Origin of the sequence: Prodigiosinella confusarubida (assembly GCF_002847015.1) — a bacterium.
GTDB classification, from domain to species: Bacteria; Pseudomonadota; Gammaproteobacteria; order Enterobacterales; family Enterobacteriaceae; genus Prodigiosinella; species Prodigiosinella aquatilis.
In genome coordinates, this window is the sequence record NZ_CP025085.1 from 4,802,941 (window position 1) to 4,819,593 (window position 16,653).

The window sequence follows — 16,653 nt, forward strand, 5'->3', positions numbered from 1 at the left end:
ATTTGCGCCGCTTTCAATCGGAAAGCGATACATCCTTTGCACTTAACCGACGATAAATTATCGGCATTGGCTTCGGCGCACAGTCACTGACAACAATTGCTGCCCGGACTTCCTGCTCTGCCTGTCGCCATTGCGCTTCTGTATTGGCATGAATAATCGCCAGCGGACGCTGCGAATCCACACGGTCTCCCAGACTGACCATGTCACTCAGCCCAACACGATGATCAATACTGGCACCGGCCTGACGGCGACCACCCCCCAGCGCCACCACCGCCATCCCCAGCGCACGGGTGTCCATCGTGCTGACGATCCCATCATGTTCGGCAAACACTGGTTTGCTCAACGTAGCGGAAGAGAGATAACGATCATGATGCTCGACGAAATCCACTGGTCCACGCTGTGCGGCCACCATGCGGCCAAATACCTCCGCCGCCTTACCATTATCCAGCACCGCCTGTAAACGCGACCGGGCATCCGAACTGTTGTTCGCCAGATATCCCGCCAGCAGCATATCTTCACACAGCGCCATAGTGACTTCATACAATCGCGGATTACGGTGTTCTCCCGTCAGAAAACGCACCGCCTCCCGGACCTCCAGCGCATTCCCCGCACTGGATGCCAACACCTGATTCATATCCGTTAGCAACGCACTGGTACGGCATCCAGCGTTATTGGCCACGCCGACAATCGCCAGCGCCAGTTGCTCAGACTGTTCATAGGTCGGCATAAACGCGCCCGACCCCACTTTTACATCCATTACCAGCGCATCCAGTCCTTCCGCCAGTTTTTTCGCCAGAATGGAGGCGGTAATCAGCGGGATGGAGTCCACCGTGGCAGTAATATCCCGCGTGGCATAGAACCGTTTATCCGCGGGTGCCAGTGAATTCGTCTGGCCGATAATCGCCACGCCCACCTGTTGGATAATCCGACGGAATTCGTCATTGTCGGGAAAAATGTCCAGACCAGGAATCGACTCCAGCTTATCCAATGTTCCTCCGGTATGTCCCAGACCTCGCCCGGAAATCATCGGCACATAGCCACCGCAGGCGGCTATCATCGGCCCCAGCATCAACGAGGTCACATCACCGACACCGCCAGTGGAGTGTTTATCCACCAGCGGTCCGTTAAGATTGAGGCTTTTCCAGTCAAGAACCGTACCGGAATCACGCATTGCCAGTGTCAGCGCGACACGCTCCTCCATGGTCATATCATGGAAATAAATGGTCATGGCCAGTGCCGCAATTTGCCCTTCCGATACTGTGTTGTCACAGATACCGTTAACGAAAAAGCGGATTTCTTCCGCACTAAGCGGCTGTCCATCACGCTTTTTACGAATGATCTCCTGAATCAGAAACAAGGTGTTTTCTCCAGCATAAGGGACGGTTAATCAATACCGTAGCATCGGGATTTACGGGATCTCCAATAACCACGATGCGCAGCGGCAGTTTAGTGTCCCAGCGTATTTAACAGGCTACCCAGTAAGCTGGAAGCGCCAAAACGGAAATGCCGCGCATCAGCCCAACCTGTACCCATAATCGTATCGGCAAGTTGCAAATACTGAGCCGCATCCTCAGCGGTACGCACACCGCCCGCCGCTTTAAAACCGACCCGTTCACCAACACCCTTATCACGGATGACGCTCAGTATCACCTCCGCGCTACGCAGGGTCGCGTTGACCGGCACTTTACCGGTGGAGGTTTTAATAAAATCGGCGCCAGCATCAATGGCTATCTCGCTGGCCTGGCGGATCAACACATCCTCTTTCAACTCGCCGGTTTCGATAATCACTTTCAGCAGCACACTGGCGGCATCACATACTTCTTTGCACGCCTGCACCAGTTTAAAACCCACTTGGGCATTTCCCGCTATCAACGCGCGATACGGGAACACCACATCCACTTCATCTGCGCCATAGGCAATAGCAGCGTTGGTTTCCACCACAGCAATGGCAATATCATCATTACCGTGTGGGAAGTTGGTCACCGTCGCAATGCGGATGTCCGGCGTGCCCTGTTCACGCAACGTCTTGCGGGCCAGCGGAATAAAGCGGGGATAAATGCAGATGGCGGCCGTCTTGCCGGCCGGGCTATTGGCCTGATGGCAAAGTGCGGTCACTTTTTCATCGGTATCGTCATCATTCAGGGTGGTTAAATCCATCAAACCCAATGCACGCTGCGCCGCAGCGGTTAACTCTGTCATACAATACTCCAACTCTTCAGCCAGTTTGATCGGTAAATACAAAAGCAGGGCCAGCGATATTTAAGTAATACTCGGCATTCTGGTTCACTGAGAATAGCACTCAGCAGGGGACTCGTGTCGAGTAGCCAAACCCACCGCATTACCATCATTCATCACTAACAGGAGCGTATTCACCCGTTCCCTGATATTTGAATCTACATCGACACGCTTATTTGTAATTTTATTCACATAAATAGGTAAATACAGGCAAATAAATCACATTAGATGTGATTATTATCACACCAAAACAAATAACAAACCATGCGCCGCTGATTTTACTGTTTGTATATTTCGCCTGTGGCGGCACGCATGGCGCTGAATCCCTGAATTTGCATCAATTCAATTCCAAGGTACACACGAGGTGAGTTCACAGTTGAAAGGGCAACGAATCGGCGTGATTATCAGCGGTGGTAACGTCGATATCAGCCGTTACGCGGCACTGTTAGCCGGTTAAACATCACTTATTGGGCCGCAAATCCCCGCGCGAGCGCGGGGATATCACCAAACGTTTACGTTACCCGTGCCATTGACGTCATACCCGAGAAATCAGGCATTCATCAGATGGCAGTGATGCATACAACCCGACATTCGGTCGGACAACTTCACAGGCCAGGCGCCTTCCAGAGCGAGGTCGTCAACCCACTGTCCACCAGCGTCAGTTGATCGGTATACACCGCTTGCCAGTTGGTTTTTGCTGCCTGATATAGCGCTTGATGCTCTGTGTTCGGGATAAATTCCCGCTCCCAACGCACCAGCCGCTCACCGGTTTTATCCAGGGCATCATACAGCCCGACGCCCACGCCGGCAGCAATGGCACAGCCTAACGCGGTGGCTTCTTTTACCACCGGCACTTGCACCGGGATACCGGTCACATCCGCCAGAATCTGGCTCCACAGCTTGCCTTTCGATCCCCCGCCGGCAAAGACGACAGACGAGGCTTTCACACCGGAGAATTTAGCGATTTCGGCCAGATTGCAAGCGGAGACGATAGCCGCATTCTCTTCCAGCGCACGGAATAACGTGGCTTTGTTGCATTTTTCAGGATCAATGGAGAGGTTGATAAAAGAAGGGGCGGCGTGATACCACGACTTAAACCGCATCACATCAGAGAAAATCGGCATGACCCCGTAAGCGCCAGCCGGCACTCTGGCCGCCATATCCTCCAACAAGCTGTAGGTATCCACCCCCAACCGCTGGGCCAGCAGTTTCTCTTCGGCACAAAACGCATCACGGAACCAACGCATGGTCAAACCGGTAAAGAAGCTGATGGATTCCGCTTGCACCATGCCGGGAATGACATGGGGGTTAATTCGGGTATTCATATTGGGATCGGTAATCGGCTTTGGCAAGTTAACGACCTGCTGCCAGAATGTCCCTCCCAATACCGCCGTCTGCCCCGGTTGTACCACCCCCAATCCCAGGCAACCCAGCTGTACATCACCACCGCCCATGACTACCGGCGTTCCCGCCAGCAAACCACAGGCTTCGGCAGCCTGTGCCGTGACATGCCCCAGCAAGGTTCCAGTCTCTTTTACCGGCGATAAAATATCAGCCCGCAGCCCGGCCATTTCCAGCAACGTCGGTTGCCAGTCGCGGGTGGACAAATCCAGCATGCCGGTAGTCCCGGCATTCGAAGGATCAACGGCCAGCTCGCCACTGAGCATATTAGCCAGCCAGTCACTTATCATCGTTAACGTACCCGCCTGGCGGTAAATATCCGAACGATGATGAGCCAACCATAACAACCGGGGCATCGCACTCAATGCCAGCGTCTGACCGGAACACTGATAGACTTCCAATTCAAACCCATCATTGTGCAACTCTTTTAGCTCACTGACTTCATGGCTGGCGCGCGCGTCCACATTGGCGCAAGCCCAGATCGGCGTGCCACTGCGATCATAGAGCACAATCCCTTCGCGCATTGAGCAGGCGGCTACCGCACGGATAGCACTGGACGGCAAATTAGCCAGATGCAGTGCCTGACGAATACACTGGCACGTCAATTGCCAGTTAGTCGTCAAATCAAACTCCATCGATCCTGGTACATCAGGCACCGGTAAATGTATCCACTCAGCCTGTCCGGCCGCTATCTGATTGCCGTTAAGATCAAATATTACGGCCCGGACACTGCCAGTACCGGCATCCAGCGCCATCAGGTAATCACCCGATGCGGTAGTTGTTGTACAGAGCTGACTCATTACGCGTTCCTCTGTTTTAAGTGATTTTTATATCAATTCGCGAATAATTCTGTCTCCCACGGGGAAATCCCCCACTACTCACATCAAAAGTTAAAACCATCTCAAGCTGACAAGAGAAATAGCCTGCAACTGACACTTAATTGGCGTTATTGTCGCCGTCAGATTGAGTGCGGACTGCGCGCAGGGACCGGAGCATACACGTAGTATGTGACGGTAACGAGCACAGCCCAATCTCAAGCTAACAAGAAAAATAGCCAATTAAATCAAATTGATTATTGACCGAGCCGTCACCTCATCCGTCACCAACGCATTCACATACTTCCCTTGCAATGCGGCGACAATGACGTCTGATTTTTCCACACCACCTGCCACGCCGATAACGGTCGGGATAGTGGTGAGATCTGTCAACGAAATACCAATCAATTCCTGATGAATCTGCATGTCCGGAACCAGGGAGCCATCGGCCTGCATAAAGTAGCCAAGGATATCTCCGACCGCGCCTTTACGGCTGAACATCAATTGCTCGCCTTCACTGATATAGCCGGAGCGCAAAATGGTGGCCTCTTTTTTCTGATTGACGGAACCAATGCCAACTACCGCCACATCGGCTGCACAGGCAGCCAGCATCACATCACGAACACTGTTTTCCTGACGGAATGTGTCGGCAACGCTGGCACTGGATGCTCGCAGCGGCGCAGGAATAATGCTGACCTGGCAGGCAGCATCCAACTGACCGATTCCCGTCATATAAGAACCAACACCGCCAGATAACGTTACCAGGCGAACTTGCTGCGATGCGATAAAACCGCTCAGGTGCTGTAGCGCAGACATGGTGGTTTCACCGAAACCAACAGCCAGTAGTTGTTGCGGCTGTACCAAAGCCATCAATAAATGCGCGGCACCGATACCCAGCCGGCTGCTGATGCCAGGATCAGCCAGAGAAGGCAAGATACGAATATGCTTAAGGCCAAAGCGCTGTTGCAGTATGTTTTCCAGTTCCAGACAGCCTTCGTAGCGTGAATTAATCTGTACCCGAATCACACCAGACTGCCGACCCTTTTCCAGTAACCTGGAAACTTTTAATCGGGCCAACCCCAGCAGTTCGCCAATATCCCCTTGTGTTAAGCCATCGTGATAATAAAACCACGCAATGCGAGCGAGCAGTTCCTCTTCACTCATGCTATTACCCGGATATTTGTATTCATCGTTGGACGACATGTTTTTTTCTTTGCTCACCGACTTTTCTTTCATGGTTGGTTTTTCTTTCATCATTACTGACTGTTTTCTTATTCCCAGACTGAAACTGTGCGTCATGGTCATATTCCACTGGATAGTCACGCTAACAGTTTACTCAACATATTTGAACACATTTTAATTTAAATATTTTTATTCACAAAAATGTGACATTGATTACGCCAATTAAGGGATTATCAAGCTATCTTTTTTTGAACATTTTTATTTTTAAATTATTTTTGTTCATTTCGATCACCAGGAGCCACTGATGCCATACACCGTCTCCCCTTCACCACCGCTGCTCCAGGCTCGAGGTATCAGCAAGCAGTTTTCTGGCGTAGTGGTATTGAAAAGTATCGATTTCACTTTACGGTCTGGTCAGGTCCATGCACTGCTCGGGGGGAATGGTGCGGGTAAATCCACACTGATGAAAATCATTGCCGGAGTCTTACCACCGGATAGTGGCATCATCGAGATTAATGGACAGCCATGCTCCGACCTCACGCCGGCGAAAGCGCATCAGTTGGGTATTTATCTGGTTCCGCAAGAACCGATGTTGTTTGCCAATCTTTCGGTGCAGGAAAATATCCTGTTCCGTTTGCCAAAACATCAAGCTGATAAAAAGAAAATGGCCCAGTTGCTGGAAAGCCTGGGTTGCCGCCTGGATCTGTCTGCCAGCGCCGGTTCGCTCAATGTTGCCGATCAACAGTTAGTGGAAATTATGCGCGGCCTGATGCGCGACTCGCGTATTTTAATCCTTGATGAACCAACCGCCTCATTAACGCCCGCCGAAGCCAATCGTTTATTCAGCCAGATCAAAATATTGCTGCAACAGGGCGTCGGTGTCGTCTTTATCTCTCATAAATTGCCTGAAATCCGCCAACTGGCTGACTGGGTCAGTGTCATGCGTGATGGTGGCATTGCGTTGAGCGGCGCCACCGCGGATTTTTCTACCGAAACCATTATTCAGGCCATTACGCCACAGAGTAAAAATGGAGCGTTAAGTGATACACAAAAATTATGGCTGGAGCTGCCGGGTAACCGCCGCACCCAATCACGCGCTCAATCCGATCAACCCGTAATGCAAGTGATAGACCTGAGCGGTGAAGGATTCATGCATATCTCCTTTGAAATCCGGGCCGGTGAAATTCTCGGATTAGCGGGCGTCGTTGGCGCAGGCAGAACGGAGCTGGCCGAGACATTGTATGGCTTACGTCCTGCCAGCAGTGGCCGTATTACACTGGAAGACGTTGATATCACTACGATGAAAACCGTCGATCGCTTAACGACCGGGTTGGTTTATCTGCCTGAAGACCGGCAGGCTTCTGGTCTCTACCTTGATGCCCCGCTGAGCTGGAATGTGTGTTCACTGACATATGACCGTCAGGGAGTGTGGACCCATCCGGCACAGGAAGCCGCGACGCTGGAGCGCTACCGCCGGGCACTCAACATTAAATTTAACCATCTCGAACAACCTGTTCGCACCTTGTCCGGCGGTAATCAACAAAAACTGCTGATTGCCAAATGCCTGGAGGCTAATCCCCTGCTGCTGATCATCGATGAACCCACCCGTGGTGTGGATGTATCAGCCCGCAGTGATATCTATCAATTGATTCGCAGTATTGCCGCACAGCATGTGGCGATTATTTTTATCTCTTCGGATTTGGAAGAAGTGGTGCAGATGGCTGACCGCGTGCTGGTCATGCATCAGGGGGAAATCAGTGGCGCACTGAGCGGCGATGAAATGACCGTCGATACGATTATGCATATCGCCTTTGGTGAACAGCATATCGACACCCATCAACCTACCGAAAATGAGGGTGTAGCATGTTGAAATTTATTCAGAATAACCGTGAAGGCACCGCATTGCTGGCTATCCTGGCCTTATTTGCGTTGCTGGCGGCCATCGACAGCAGCTATTTCAATCTGCAAACCTTCACTATGATTTTCAGTAGTGCCCATATCCTGATTTTACTGGCGATCGGCGCCACGATGGTGATGTTGACCCGCAACATAGATGTCTCTGTCGGCTCTATCACCGGCTTATGTGCCGTCACCATCGGTATGGCGCTCAATGCCGGTTTCAGTCTGGCGATCTCCTGCCTGTTGACCTTACTGGTTGGCATGGTGGCTGGTTGCTTTAACGGCATATTGGTGGCCTGGCTGCGCATCCCGGCAATTGTCGCCACACTGGGTACGTTGGGACTATATCGTGGCCTGATGCTGCTGTTGACGGGCGGGAAATGGATTGAAGGGTTACCGGAGGATCTAAAAAGTCTGTCAACGCCGATTCTGTTTTCCATCTCCCCCATTGGCTGGCTGATTATATTGCTTATCCTGGCCATGGCCTGGCTACTGGGTAAAACCGCTTTTGGCCGCAGTTTCTACGCAACGGGCGATAACTTACAAGGCGCCCGCCAGCTGGGCATTCGGACTGACAGTATTCGGATTTTTGCTTTTTCCATGAATGGCGTAATGGCGGCACTGGCCGGAATAGTCTTTGCCTCACAAATTGGTTTTATCCCCAATCAAACCGGTAGCGGGCTGGAAATGAAAGCTATTGCCGCCTGCGTATTGGGCGGCATCAGTCTGCTGGGCGGAACAGGGACGATTATTGGCGCCATTCTTGGAGCCTATCTACTGACACAGATCGACAGCGTGCTGGTGCTGTTACGTCTACCCGCCTGGTGGAATGATTTTATTGCCGGCCTGGTGCTGCTGGGCGTGCTGGTGTTCGATGGCCGCCTGCGTTGTGCTATTGAACGCAATATCCGCCAGCAGAAATATGCCCGATTCACCACCAACACGAATGCTACCGATAAAAAAAATCCACCGACAGAACACCCGTCAAAACCAGGTAACCATAAGCCATCGAACAGTAAATCTTTCGCCAGCCGTCCCGTGAATGACAACCAATCCTTCAGTGATGGCAAGCCTTTTAACCACCAGATTAAAAAAGAGGTAGTGCGATGAGTATCTATCGACGTTACGGATGGGAACTGTCTCTGGGCGCACTGCTGGTGTTGGAGATATTGCTGTTCGGTTTCTCAAATCCGCGCATGTTGGACATCAATGTGTTGCTGTTCAGCACCAGCGATTTTATCTGCATCGGGATTGTGGCCCTGCCACTGACAATGGTGATTGTCAGTGGCGGCATTGATATCTCATTCGGTTCCACCATCGGATTATGCGCCATATTCCTTGGCGTGATGTTTAAGGCTGGCGTGCCGATGGGTATGGCGATCCCGTTAACCCTGATCGTCGGCGCGCTATGCGGTTTAATTAATGCCGGTTTGATTCTGTATACCGGTGTCAACCCGTTGGTTATTACACTCGGAACAATGTATCTGTTTGGCGGCAGCGCATTATTGCTGTCCGGTTTTTCCGGCGCGACCGGTTATGAAGGTATTGGCGGTTTCCCGACGGCATTCACGGACTTCGCTAACCAAACACTGTTCGGCCTGCCAGTGCCACTGGTGATATTTATGGTGTGTGTGCTGCTGTTCTGGCTGCTGATGCACTGCACTCACAGTGGCCGCAACATTTTTCTTATCGGACAAAACAGCCGGGTAGCCCGTTACAGTGCGCTCCCCATCGCCCGCACCTTATACCTGTTGTATGCCTTGACTGGCATGGCCTCCGCCATTGCCGCCGTCCTGCTGGTGTCTTACTTCGGCTCCGCGCGCTCGGACCTGGGAGCCTCTTTTCTGATGCCAGCCATCACTGCCGTGGTGCTGGGCGGTGCCAACATCTACGGCGGTTCCGGCTCTATCCTCGGTACCGCACTGGCAGTACTACTGGTGGGTTACTTACAACAAGGTTTGCAGATGATTGGCACGCCAACCCAGATATCCAGCGCGCTGTCTGGCGCACTACTGATTCTGGTAGTGGTTGGACGTTCTATCAGTCTGCACAGACATTTGATTAATGAATGGTGGCAACGCCGCCGCGCCAGACGGTCGGTAATCTAACGACCTCTTTTTCGTATTGAAATCGCCAACACCTCTACCCCTAACAAGACAGTGATTCGGAGATAGCAATGAAACCACAAAGATTAAAAAAGCTGGCACTGGTTTGTACCCTCGGATTTGCCTGCATCACGACTGCACAAGCGACAGAACGCATCGCCTTTATCCCGAAACTGGTCGGGGTGGGTTTCTTCACCAGTGGCGGGAACGGTGCTATCGCGGCCGGTAAGTCGCTGGGGGTGGATGTCACCTACGATGGGCCGACGGAACCCAGCGTGTCCGGTCAGGTTCAATTGATCAATAACTTTGTTAATCAAGGTTATAACGCCATCGTGGTTTCGGCAGTATCACCCGATGGTTTATGCCCGGCACTAAAACGCGCCATGCAACGGGGCGTAAAAATTCTGACCTGGGATTCTGACACCAAGCCGGAATGCCGCTCCATTTATATTGATCAGGGAACACCTAATCAATTGGGGTCGATGCTGGTCGATATGGCCGCCCATCAGGTGAAGAAGGAGAAGGCGAAAGTGGCTTTCTTCTATTCCAGCCCGACAGTGACCGACCAGAATCAGTGGGTAAATGAAGCGAAGAAGAAAATTCAGCAAGAGCACCCCGGTTGGCAAGTGGTTACCACGCAGTTCGGTTATAACGACGCGACCAAATCGCTGCAAACCGCCGAGGGCATTTTAAAAGCCTACAGTGATTTGGATGCCATTATTGCCCCGGATGCAAACGCCCTGCCAGCGGCGGCACAGGCGGCAGAGAACCTGAAACGCACCAATGTGGCCATTGTCGGATTCAGTACCCCGAATGTGATGCGCCCGTATGTGGAGCGCGGCACAGTCAAGGAATTCGGCCTGTGGGATGTGGTTGATCAAGGCAAAATCTCAGTCTATGTCGCCAATGAAATGCTGAAAAAAGGCACGCTAAATGTCGGGGACAAGATTGATATCCCGAACGTTGGCACCGTTGAGGTCTCCGCGAACAGTATTCAGGGCTACACCTACGAGGCAAAAGGCAGCGGTATCGTCTTACTGCCACAGCGGGTCATTTTCACCAAAGACAATATCAATAAGTACGACTTTTAATCTCGGTAGCCCGCGGCTTCCGGTCGTGGGCTGAAATGATACTTTTCACCTCCGGTTGGAGTAATTCAAGATGGCTGATTTAGACGATATCAAAGACGGTAAAGATTTCGGTATTGGTGTACCACAGAAGAACCCTGAATTTGCGCTTAAAGGTTCGGGCTCGCTGGATTGGGGCATGCAATCCCGTCTGGCACGCATTTTTAATCCCAAAACCAACCGTACTGTGATGCTGGCATTCGATCATGGCTATTTTCAAGGGCCGACTACCGGTCTGGAACGTATTGATATCAATATCGCGCCACTGTTTGAGTATGCCGACGTATTAATGTGCACCCGCGGCATTTTACGCAGCATTGTTCCGGCAGCAGCCAATCGCCCGGTCGTATTGCGCGCCTCCGGCGCTAATTCAATTCTGACCGAGTTATCCAATGAAGCGGTTGCTGTCGCCACGGAAGATGCTTTACGTCTCAACGCCTGCGCGGCGGCCGCCCAGGTTTATATCGGTACAGAACACGAGCACCAGTCAATTAAAAACATCATCCAACTGGTTGATCAGGGAATGCGTTATGGCATGCCAACCATGGCGGTGACTGGCGTAGGCAAAGATATGGCTCGCGACCAACGCTACTTCTCGCTGGCAACCCGTATTGCTGCCGAAATGGGGGCGCAGATCATCAAGACGTATTATGTCGATAGTGGCTTTGAACGCATTGCCGCCGGTTGTCCAGTACCTATCGTGATTGCTGGCGGGAAAAAGCTGCCAGAACATGATGCGTTGGAAATGTGCTATCAGGCCATTGATCAAGGGGCTTCCGGGGTTGATATGGGTCGCAATATTTTCCAGTCAAAAGCCCCGATTGCCATGTTGAAGGCTGTTCATGCCATTGTGCATGAAAATGAAAATGCAGAAGCGGCTTACCAACTGTTCTTACATGAAAAAGGTTAACCGGGAACACTAAAACAACCGGTTGGTAAAGCGTGACAGTCTGGCAGCTGATGGCACGCTAACTACAAGGAGAAAAGCATGCACGTTACCCTCGTCGAGATTAATGTGAAAGAAGACAAAATTGATCAATTCATGACTGTTTTTACTGCCAATCATCAAGGCTCTATCAAAGAAGCCGGCAATTTACGCTTTGACGTGCTCAGGGATGAACATATCCCAACCCGCTTTTATATCTATGAAGCGTATGTCGATGAACAGGCCGTCGCCGCCCATAAGCAAACGCCGCACTACCTGAAATGTGTCGAGCAACTGGAGGAACTGATGACCGGCCCACGCAAGAAAACCGTATTTATTGGCCTGTTGCCTTAGCACAGGCAGTAACGCCGGTTCGGCTCTCGCCACCATTCAGGGAAAGCGCTTATTTCTATAAGCCTTTCCCTGCCCAGTGACTGACACGTTTTCTATGTCAGGGTGCTCTCTCCACGGCCCAGCACATATGCTGTTGCACGCCAGCGTATGTCATTATGCCAAGCTTGCTGGATATGGTCTGAAATTACCAGACGGCTTTTCGTTTACACACGTTGAACGGATCGGGAAACCGCCATAATGCTTATCATAACGTCCGCAGGCAGATACAGGCTTTTTCTCTCTAATTCATAGCGTAGCACTTAGACGTTGCCACGTTCTGATCGGAGCCGGTTCCCGCACCTTTGAGAATGCAAATAATATAGTGCTTGTTGTTCTTGATGGTAACAACCGGCCCATATTGACCAACATAAGAAGACACAACCTCTGCTCCTTTATTGAGCATTGTTTCCAGAGAGGAATTGACCGGCTCCAGCTTGGTCGGGAACTCCATTGCATTCCCAGGCACCTTCGCCCCGGTTACTGGTGGCCAGCCTGCCGCTGATACAGTAAAAGCACTCAAAAACAGCAGTAGATAAACGAACGTAAATGACTTTTTCACAGATATTCTCCACATTAGTAGCGCAACACCGTCTGACAGAGGCAAAAATCTTGCTTCATATCCCGTTCTGAACGCTGTTATTACCGATGCCTATCTTCTTCATATAGGTGACATTCAATATTGCAGGATTAGGTGACATTTTAACGTTGCATCAATCCCCTGATACTTTCAACGCAACGGAACCACAATGTCATAAAATTAAACATTTATGACTTTCACTTTTTATCCAGATAGCGGTATTTTCCTAACATCTGGAGATAAAAATGATCAAGCGCTTATGATTACTGTTTTTGTATTATTAAAAACCACCACAGAATGGCTACGACTGCCACGAAGCGAGAGAAACAGGATCGCTGATGGGGTAATACCTACCGTACTTTCTGGCGGGAAAGTATCGTTAAGAATGTTTGATGCTGAAGCATTCACAACGAAATGCACTGATGTGGCAATGTTCCACGCCGATGACATGGAATCATTCTATTTCGCTATCGAAAGGCTGAGAGATTCCACGCTGATAACCAAACCTTACTTCGAGATGATAGAAATCATCCCAACCATAGAAGATGGGTTTAAGAAATTCGAAGAAAAATCTCATATAGGCACTTAATTTCAATTTATCATCACATCAGTTACACGCCACTTCAGCATCTATTTGTCCTCGCCTCGATACCCCGGCCCCGATGTCACATCACGCAGGGAACTCTCGTCCCGGCCCATCGCCGCCTGTCGTGGCGGCCTGCGCCCAATAGATATTGACTGAATCGTCCGATTCGAGCCACCAGACTTACGCTAGTGTTGTGCTACACAGGGCAGCACCATAGGTCGGTTTGTCATCATAAGTACTATCTGCACTGATTTATGCAATTTCGGATTTTAAGCCCATTCTGTCTGTTTTTAAAAAAATTAAAAAATAGGGTCTCATATACAGGGAGTTAACGAATTTATAGGTGATGATTCAAAATGAGCGGCATATTGAATAAGCGATTCAGACGGAATGAATTATCCTTGATTATTTTTTCTCGTTTGTAAAATTTCAAACGAATCTGGTTATTATATCCGATAACTTATTCTGCTTGATATTTGTGTTAGCCGGAATACTACATTCATGACGGTTTACCCTCGCAGGTACGGAAACCATCTAAAACTATCTCACTGTTTAATAATAAATTTTAAGCACTCATAAAATCCGCCGACTTTCTCTATTTTATAATAACGGTACTTGTTAATAAATAAAGATTAAAAAACAGGTATTGGCAGAGTTTACATTCTGCCAATTTATACCAGAATTTTAGCTTATATCGTTGCTTCCCTCAGAAGCATAACACCGTAGAATAAGCACTCTTCTCTTTACTGCGCTGGTTGAGCATGTTGAATCAGGTGATAACTGAAAATCCCGTACCGTGCTGGTCTCTCTATATGCTGCGTACCGCCAGCGGACTACTCTATACCGGTATCACTACCGATGTGCCACGCCGTCTGACACAGCATCAAACCGGAAAAGGTGCCAAAGCGTTACGGGGAAAAGGCGAACTGGTGCTGGTTTATCAGTGTGTTGCAGGAGATCGATCTACCGCGCTGAAATGGGAATATCGCATCAAACAGCTCAGCAAAGCGCAAAAAGAAAGGCTGGTACATGACCAGCCCGAGACAGTAACCGCATTTCTTTCCGCATTCACAAATGGCTAAATGGCTCCGCATACTCCACCAAACCGCTGGTACCTTCAAAATGATTATCCGCCAGCGGATAAACCTGAAACGATTTCTCTGTACCTGGCCAACGGCAACGTAACTGTTGTTCAATTGCCAGAACAAAGCCAAAACGGGAATAGTAAGCCGGGTTACCTAATACCACCACTGCGGTATAACCAAATTCGTTGAGTGCGTCCAGCCCTTCATATACCAGTTGCTCCCCCAATCCCTGACACCGAAAGCGTTCATCGACTGCCAGCGGTGCCAACCCCACCCACTGCCGGTCTTCATTTTCAATCGTTACGGGACTGAACGCAGCATAGCCAATCACACCACCTTCATCATCAGTCGCTACGATGCCTAAGGTCAGTTGCCCATTTTCACGCAATTGACGCACCAACTCAGCCTCGGCACCGGTCGGAAATGCCTGCCGCAACAAACTGTCAATGCCGGGTGCATCAACCGGAATTTCAACCCGAACTAGCATGACGCCGATGCGTGTACCGTTGATTGATCCACGCCCTCCTGCAAGCCCGCAGCAATAAATTCAGCCAGCTGTAACAATGTGACGCGCAACGGCGCCGGCATATTTTCCAGTTCAACGGCATCCATGAGGTTCTTCACATACAACCCCAGCTCAGTATCACCTTCAATACGCAGGCGACGCTGGAAAAACAGAGTATCGGGATCTTCCTTTCGAGCAGCGATCAGGATCAAATCATTGGCATCGGCACTAAAACAAACATCAGCCATTTCGTTATGACTCACCACCAGGTGATTATCCTGCAGCGTCATAAACCAGTGTAAATCCACATCACGGACGTCTATTTTCAGCCAGCGGCCTTCCAGAAACGCCAGTTCACCATCCTCCAGCGCTTGCCGAAACTGCCACGTTAGCAGTTGTTCCAGTACCCGATGCTGCAAGGCAAAAGGCGTGAACTTCAGTGGTTTGCCCAATAACCTCGGCCCTTGACGCACAATTTGTGCCCGTAGTTTTTCCAACACTGGCGTACTCCTATAAAGCGATGCTGACCTACTTGATAATCTTGCCATCATTTTGCCACATCACACAAATGCAGCAGAGGCCTATGTCAATAATTTAACCTGTTATCGTGGAAATCACGACACATAGACGACATCAATCTTGTTTTCATCGCACATATGCTGGTTTAAATCAAAGTCCCGTGCCAGCGGGTTAACTAATATTCTGTTTCGTTAAAAACATTCATTGACTGATAACAACCTTCATCAGTCCGCCAACGTTATTGATCGCATCTGGGGGAATCCGATCGGGGAACCTTGATGTGTGAAGGAATTTGTATGGAACTGCTTTGCCCCGCTGGCAATCTGCCAGCATTGAAAGCTGCTATCGATAATGGTGCAGACGCGGTCTATATCGGGCTGAAAGACGATACGAATGCCCGACATTTTGCTGGCCTCAACTTTACCGATAAAAAACTTCAGGAAGCCTGCGAATATGTACGCCATCACCGGCGCAAGCTGCATATCGCCATTAACACCTTTGCTCATCCCGATGGGTATCAACGTTGGCAGCGAGCAGTAGATATGGCCGCGCAAACCGGTGCGGATGCGTTGATTCTGGCCGACCTGGCGATGCTGGAATATGCGGCAGAACGCTACCCCCACATTGAACGACACGTTTCCGTACAGGCATCAGCCACCAATGAAGAAGCCATCCGCTTTTATCAACGTCATTTCGACGTTTCCCGCGTGGTACTGCCGCGCGTGCTATCAATTCATCAAGTGAAGCAACTGGCACGTACCAGCCCGGTTCCGCTGGAAGTATTCGCTTTCGGTAGCCTGTGTATCATGGCCGAAGGACGCTGCTATTTGTCATCCTATCTGACCGGTGAGTCGCCCAATACCGTTGGTGCCTGCTCACCGGCACGTTTCGTGCGCTGGCAGCAAACCGATCACGGTATGGAATCCCGTCTCAATAACGTCTTGATTGACCGCTATCAGGATGATGAAAACGCCGGTTACCCTACCTTGTGCAAGGGTCGGTATCTGGTGGATGGCCAGCGCTATCACGCGCTGGAAGAGCCCACCAGCCTGAATACACTGGAACTGCTACCGGAACTGATGGCGTCCAATATTGCCTCGGTAAAAATTGAAGGCCGTCAGCGCAGCCCAGCTTATGTCAGCCAGATAACCCGCGTATGGCGAGAAGCGATTGATCGTTGTCAGGCTGCGCCGGAGAGTTTCGTACCGACGCAGGAATGGATGGATTCGCTGGGTGCGGTAGCCGAAGGGACACAAACCACTCTCGGTGCTTATCACCGTAAATGGCAGTAGGAGAAGA

General features: G+C 50.5%; 15 protein-coding genes and 1 pseudogene. 9 read left to right on the top strand and 7 right to left on the bottom strand.

Annotated features, from left to right (window positions below):
• Positions 1-13 precede the first annotated feature (13 nt).
• The 4 genes from deoA to lsrR form a co-directional block, all read right to left on the bottom strand.
• Entirely contained in the window at positions 14-1,357 is a 1,344-nt protein-coding gene (gene deoA, locus CWC46_RS21920; RefSeq protein ID WP_021014404.1) for a thymidine phosphorylase, read from the bottom strand.
• An 89-nt stretch (positions 1,358-1,446) separates the two neighbouring features.
• Complete coding sequence (gene deoC / locus CWC46_RS21925; protein ID WP_021014403.1) at positions 1,447-2,199, bottom strand: deoxyribose-phosphate aldolase; 753 nt, start codon at positions 2,197-2,199, stop codon at positions 1,447-1,449.
• 641 nt (positions 2,200-2,840) lie between these two features.
• Complete coding sequence (gene lsrK / locus CWC46_RS21930) at positions 2,841-4,436, bottom strand: autoinducer-2 kinase (protein WP_021014402.1); 1,596 nt, start codon at positions 4,434-4,436, stop codon at positions 2,841-2,843.
• A 258-nt stretch (positions 4,437-4,694) separates the two neighbouring features.
• Positions 4,695-5,687, bottom strand: coding sequence for a transcriptional regulator LsrR (gene lsrR, locus CWC46_RS21935; RefSeq protein WP_162300162.1), 993 nt, complete (start codon positions 5,685-5,687; stop codon positions 4,695-4,697).
• Positions 5,688-5,937: 250 nt separating this feature from the next.
• Between lsrR and lsrA the strand changes: the two genes are divergently transcribed.
• From lsrA to lsrG, 6 genes and pseudogenes are all read left to right on the top strand, one after another.
• The gene (gene lsrA, locus CWC46_RS21945) at positions 5,938-7,503 is read left to right on the top strand and encodes an autoinducer 2 ABC transporter ATP-binding protein LsrA (protein ID WP_021014400.1); all 1,566 of its coding nucleotides are present in this window, start codon (positions 5,938-5,940) and stop codon (positions 7,501-7,503) included.
• Positions 7,497-8,574, top strand: a pseudogene (lsrC, locus tag CWC46_RS21950) (autoinducer 2 ABC transporter permease LsrC). The gene lsrA and the pseudogene lsrC overlap by 7 nt, the downstream one beginning before the upstream one ends.
• Before the next feature lie 64 nt (positions 8,575-8,638).
• Entirely contained in the window at positions 8,639-9,640 is a 1,002-nt protein-coding gene (gene lsrD / locus CWC46_RS21955) for an autoinducer 2 ABC transporter permease LsrD (RefSeq protein ID WP_021014398.1), read from the top strand.
• A 68-nt stretch (positions 9,641-9,708) separates the two neighbouring features.
• Positions 9,709-10,728: an autoinducer 2 ABC transporter substrate-binding protein LsrB gene (gene lsrB, locus CWC46_RS21960; protein ID WP_021014397.1), complete on the top strand. Its 1,020-nt coding sequence runs from the start codon at positions 9,709-9,711 to the stop codon at positions 10,726-10,728.
• Positions 10,729-10,798: 70 nt separating this feature from the next.
• Complete coding sequence (gene lsrF, locus CWC46_RS21965) at positions 10,799-11,674, top strand: 3-hydroxy-5-phosphonooxypentane-2,4-dione thiolase (RefSeq protein WP_021014396.1); 876 nt, start codon at positions 10,799-10,801, stop codon at positions 11,672-11,674.
• A 78-nt stretch (positions 11,675-11,752) separates the two neighbouring features.
• Positions 11,753-12,043 (top strand): (4S)-4-hydroxy-5-phosphonooxypentane-2,3-dione isomerase, encoded by a 291-nt coding sequence (lsrG, locus tag CWC46_RS21970; RefSeq protein ID WP_021014395.1) that lies wholly within the window; start codon positions 11,753-11,755, stop codon positions 12,041-12,043.
• A gap of 280 nt (positions 12,044-12,323) precedes the next feature.
• On the opposite strand, the gene CWC46_RS21975 is transcribed toward lsrG, so the two are convergent.
• The gene (locus tag CWC46_RS21975; RefSeq protein WP_021014394.1) at positions 12,324-12,641 is read right to left on the bottom strand and encodes a hypothetical protein; all 318 of its coding nucleotides are present in this window, start codon (positions 12,639-12,641) and stop codon (positions 12,324-12,326) included.
• A 208-nt stretch (positions 12,642-12,849) separates the two neighbouring features.
• Between CWC46_RS21975 and CWC46_RS21980 the strand changes: the two genes are divergently transcribed.
• The gene (locus tag CWC46_RS21980; RefSeq protein WP_021014393.1) at positions 12,850-13,248 is read left to right on the top strand and encodes a darcynin family protein; all 399 of its coding nucleotides are present in this window, start codon (positions 12,850-12,852) and stop codon (positions 13,246-13,248) included.
• A 758-nt stretch (positions 13,249-14,006) separates the two neighbouring features.
• Positions 14,007-14,327, top strand: a complete 321-nt coding sequence (locus CWC46_RS21985) for a GIY-YIG nuclease family protein (protein WP_021014392.1) — start codon at positions 14,007-14,009, stop codon at positions 14,325-14,327.
• On the opposite strand, the gene CWC46_RS21990 is transcribed toward CWC46_RS21985, so the two are convergent.
• Both CWC46_RS21990 and ubiT read right to left on the bottom strand, forming a co-directional pair.
• Positions 14,314-14,817: a GNAT family N-acetyltransferase gene (locus tag CWC46_RS21990; RefSeq protein ID WP_021014391.1), complete on the bottom strand. Its 504-nt coding sequence runs from the start codon at positions 14,815-14,817 to the stop codon at positions 14,314-14,316. The genes CWC46_RS21985 and CWC46_RS21990 overlap by 14 nt on opposite strands.
• Positions 14,811-15,335 carry a ubiquinone anaerobic biosynthesis accessory factor UbiT gene (gene ubiT / locus CWC46_RS21995; protein WP_021014390.1) on the bottom strand — a complete coding sequence of 175 codons (525 nt, stop codon included), beginning with the start codon at positions 15,333-15,335 and terminating at the stop codon, positions 14,811-14,813. The genes CWC46_RS21990 and ubiT overlap by 7 nt, the downstream gene beginning before the upstream one ends.
• 315 nt (positions 15,336-15,650) lie before the next feature.
• On the opposite strand from ubiT, the gene ubiU reads away from it, so the two are divergent.
• Positions 15,651-16,646: a ubiquinone anaerobic biosynthesis protein UbiU gene (gene ubiU, locus CWC46_RS22000; protein ID WP_021014389.1), complete on the top strand. Its 996-nt coding sequence runs from the start codon at positions 15,651-15,653 to the stop codon at positions 16,644-16,646.
• The last annotated feature ends 7 nt before the right edge of the window (positions 16,647-16,653 follow it).

Excerpts from the sequence above, each read along its gene's own strand:
- lsrR (WP_162300162.1), bottom strand. The coding sequence starts at position 5,687 with ATGAAAGAAAAGTCGGTGAGCAAAGAAAAAAACATGTCGTCCAACGAT.
- lsrD (WP_021014398.1), top strand. The coding sequence starts at position 8,639 with ATGAGTATCTATCGACGTTACGGATGGGAACTGTCTCTGGGCGCACTG.
- lsrA (WP_021014400.1), top strand. The coding sequence starts at position 5,938 with ATGCCATACACCGTCTCCCCTTCACCACCGCTGCTCCAGGCTCGAGGT.
- lsrK (WP_021014402.1), bottom strand. The coding sequence starts at position 4,436 with ATGAGTCAGCTCTGTACAACAACTACCGCATCGGGTGATTACCTGATG.
- lsrF (WP_021014396.1), top strand. The coding sequence starts at position 10,799 with ATGGCTGATTTAGACGATATCAAAGACGGTAAAGATTTCGGTATTGGT.
- lsrB (WP_021014397.1), top strand. The coding sequence starts at position 9,709 with ATGAAACCACAAAGATTAAAAAAGCTGGCACTGGTTTGTACCCTCGGA.
- deoC (WP_021014403.1), bottom strand. The coding sequence starts at position 2,199 with ATGACAGAGTTAACCGCTGCGGCGCAGCGTGCATTGGGTTTGATGGAT.
- ubiU (WP_021014389.1), top strand. The coding sequence starts at position 15,651 with ATGGAACTGCTTTGCCCCGCTGGCAATCTGCCAGCATTGAAAGCTGCT.
- CWC46_RS21985 (WP_021014392.1), top strand. The coding sequence starts at position 14,007 with ATGTTGAATCAGGTGATAACTGAAAATCCCGTACCGTGCTGGTCTCTC.
- CWC46_RS21990 (WP_021014391.1), bottom strand. The coding sequence starts at position 14,817 with ATGCTAGTTCGGGTTGAAATTCCGGTTGATGCACCCGGCATTGACAGT.
- lsrG (WP_021014395.1), top strand. The coding sequence starts at position 11,753 with ATGCACGTTACCCTCGTCGAGATTAATGTGAAAGAAGACAAAATTGAT.
- CWC46_RS21980 (WP_021014393.1), top strand. The coding sequence starts at position 12,850 with ATGACTTTCACTTTTTATCCAGATAGCGGTATTTTCCTAACATCTGGA.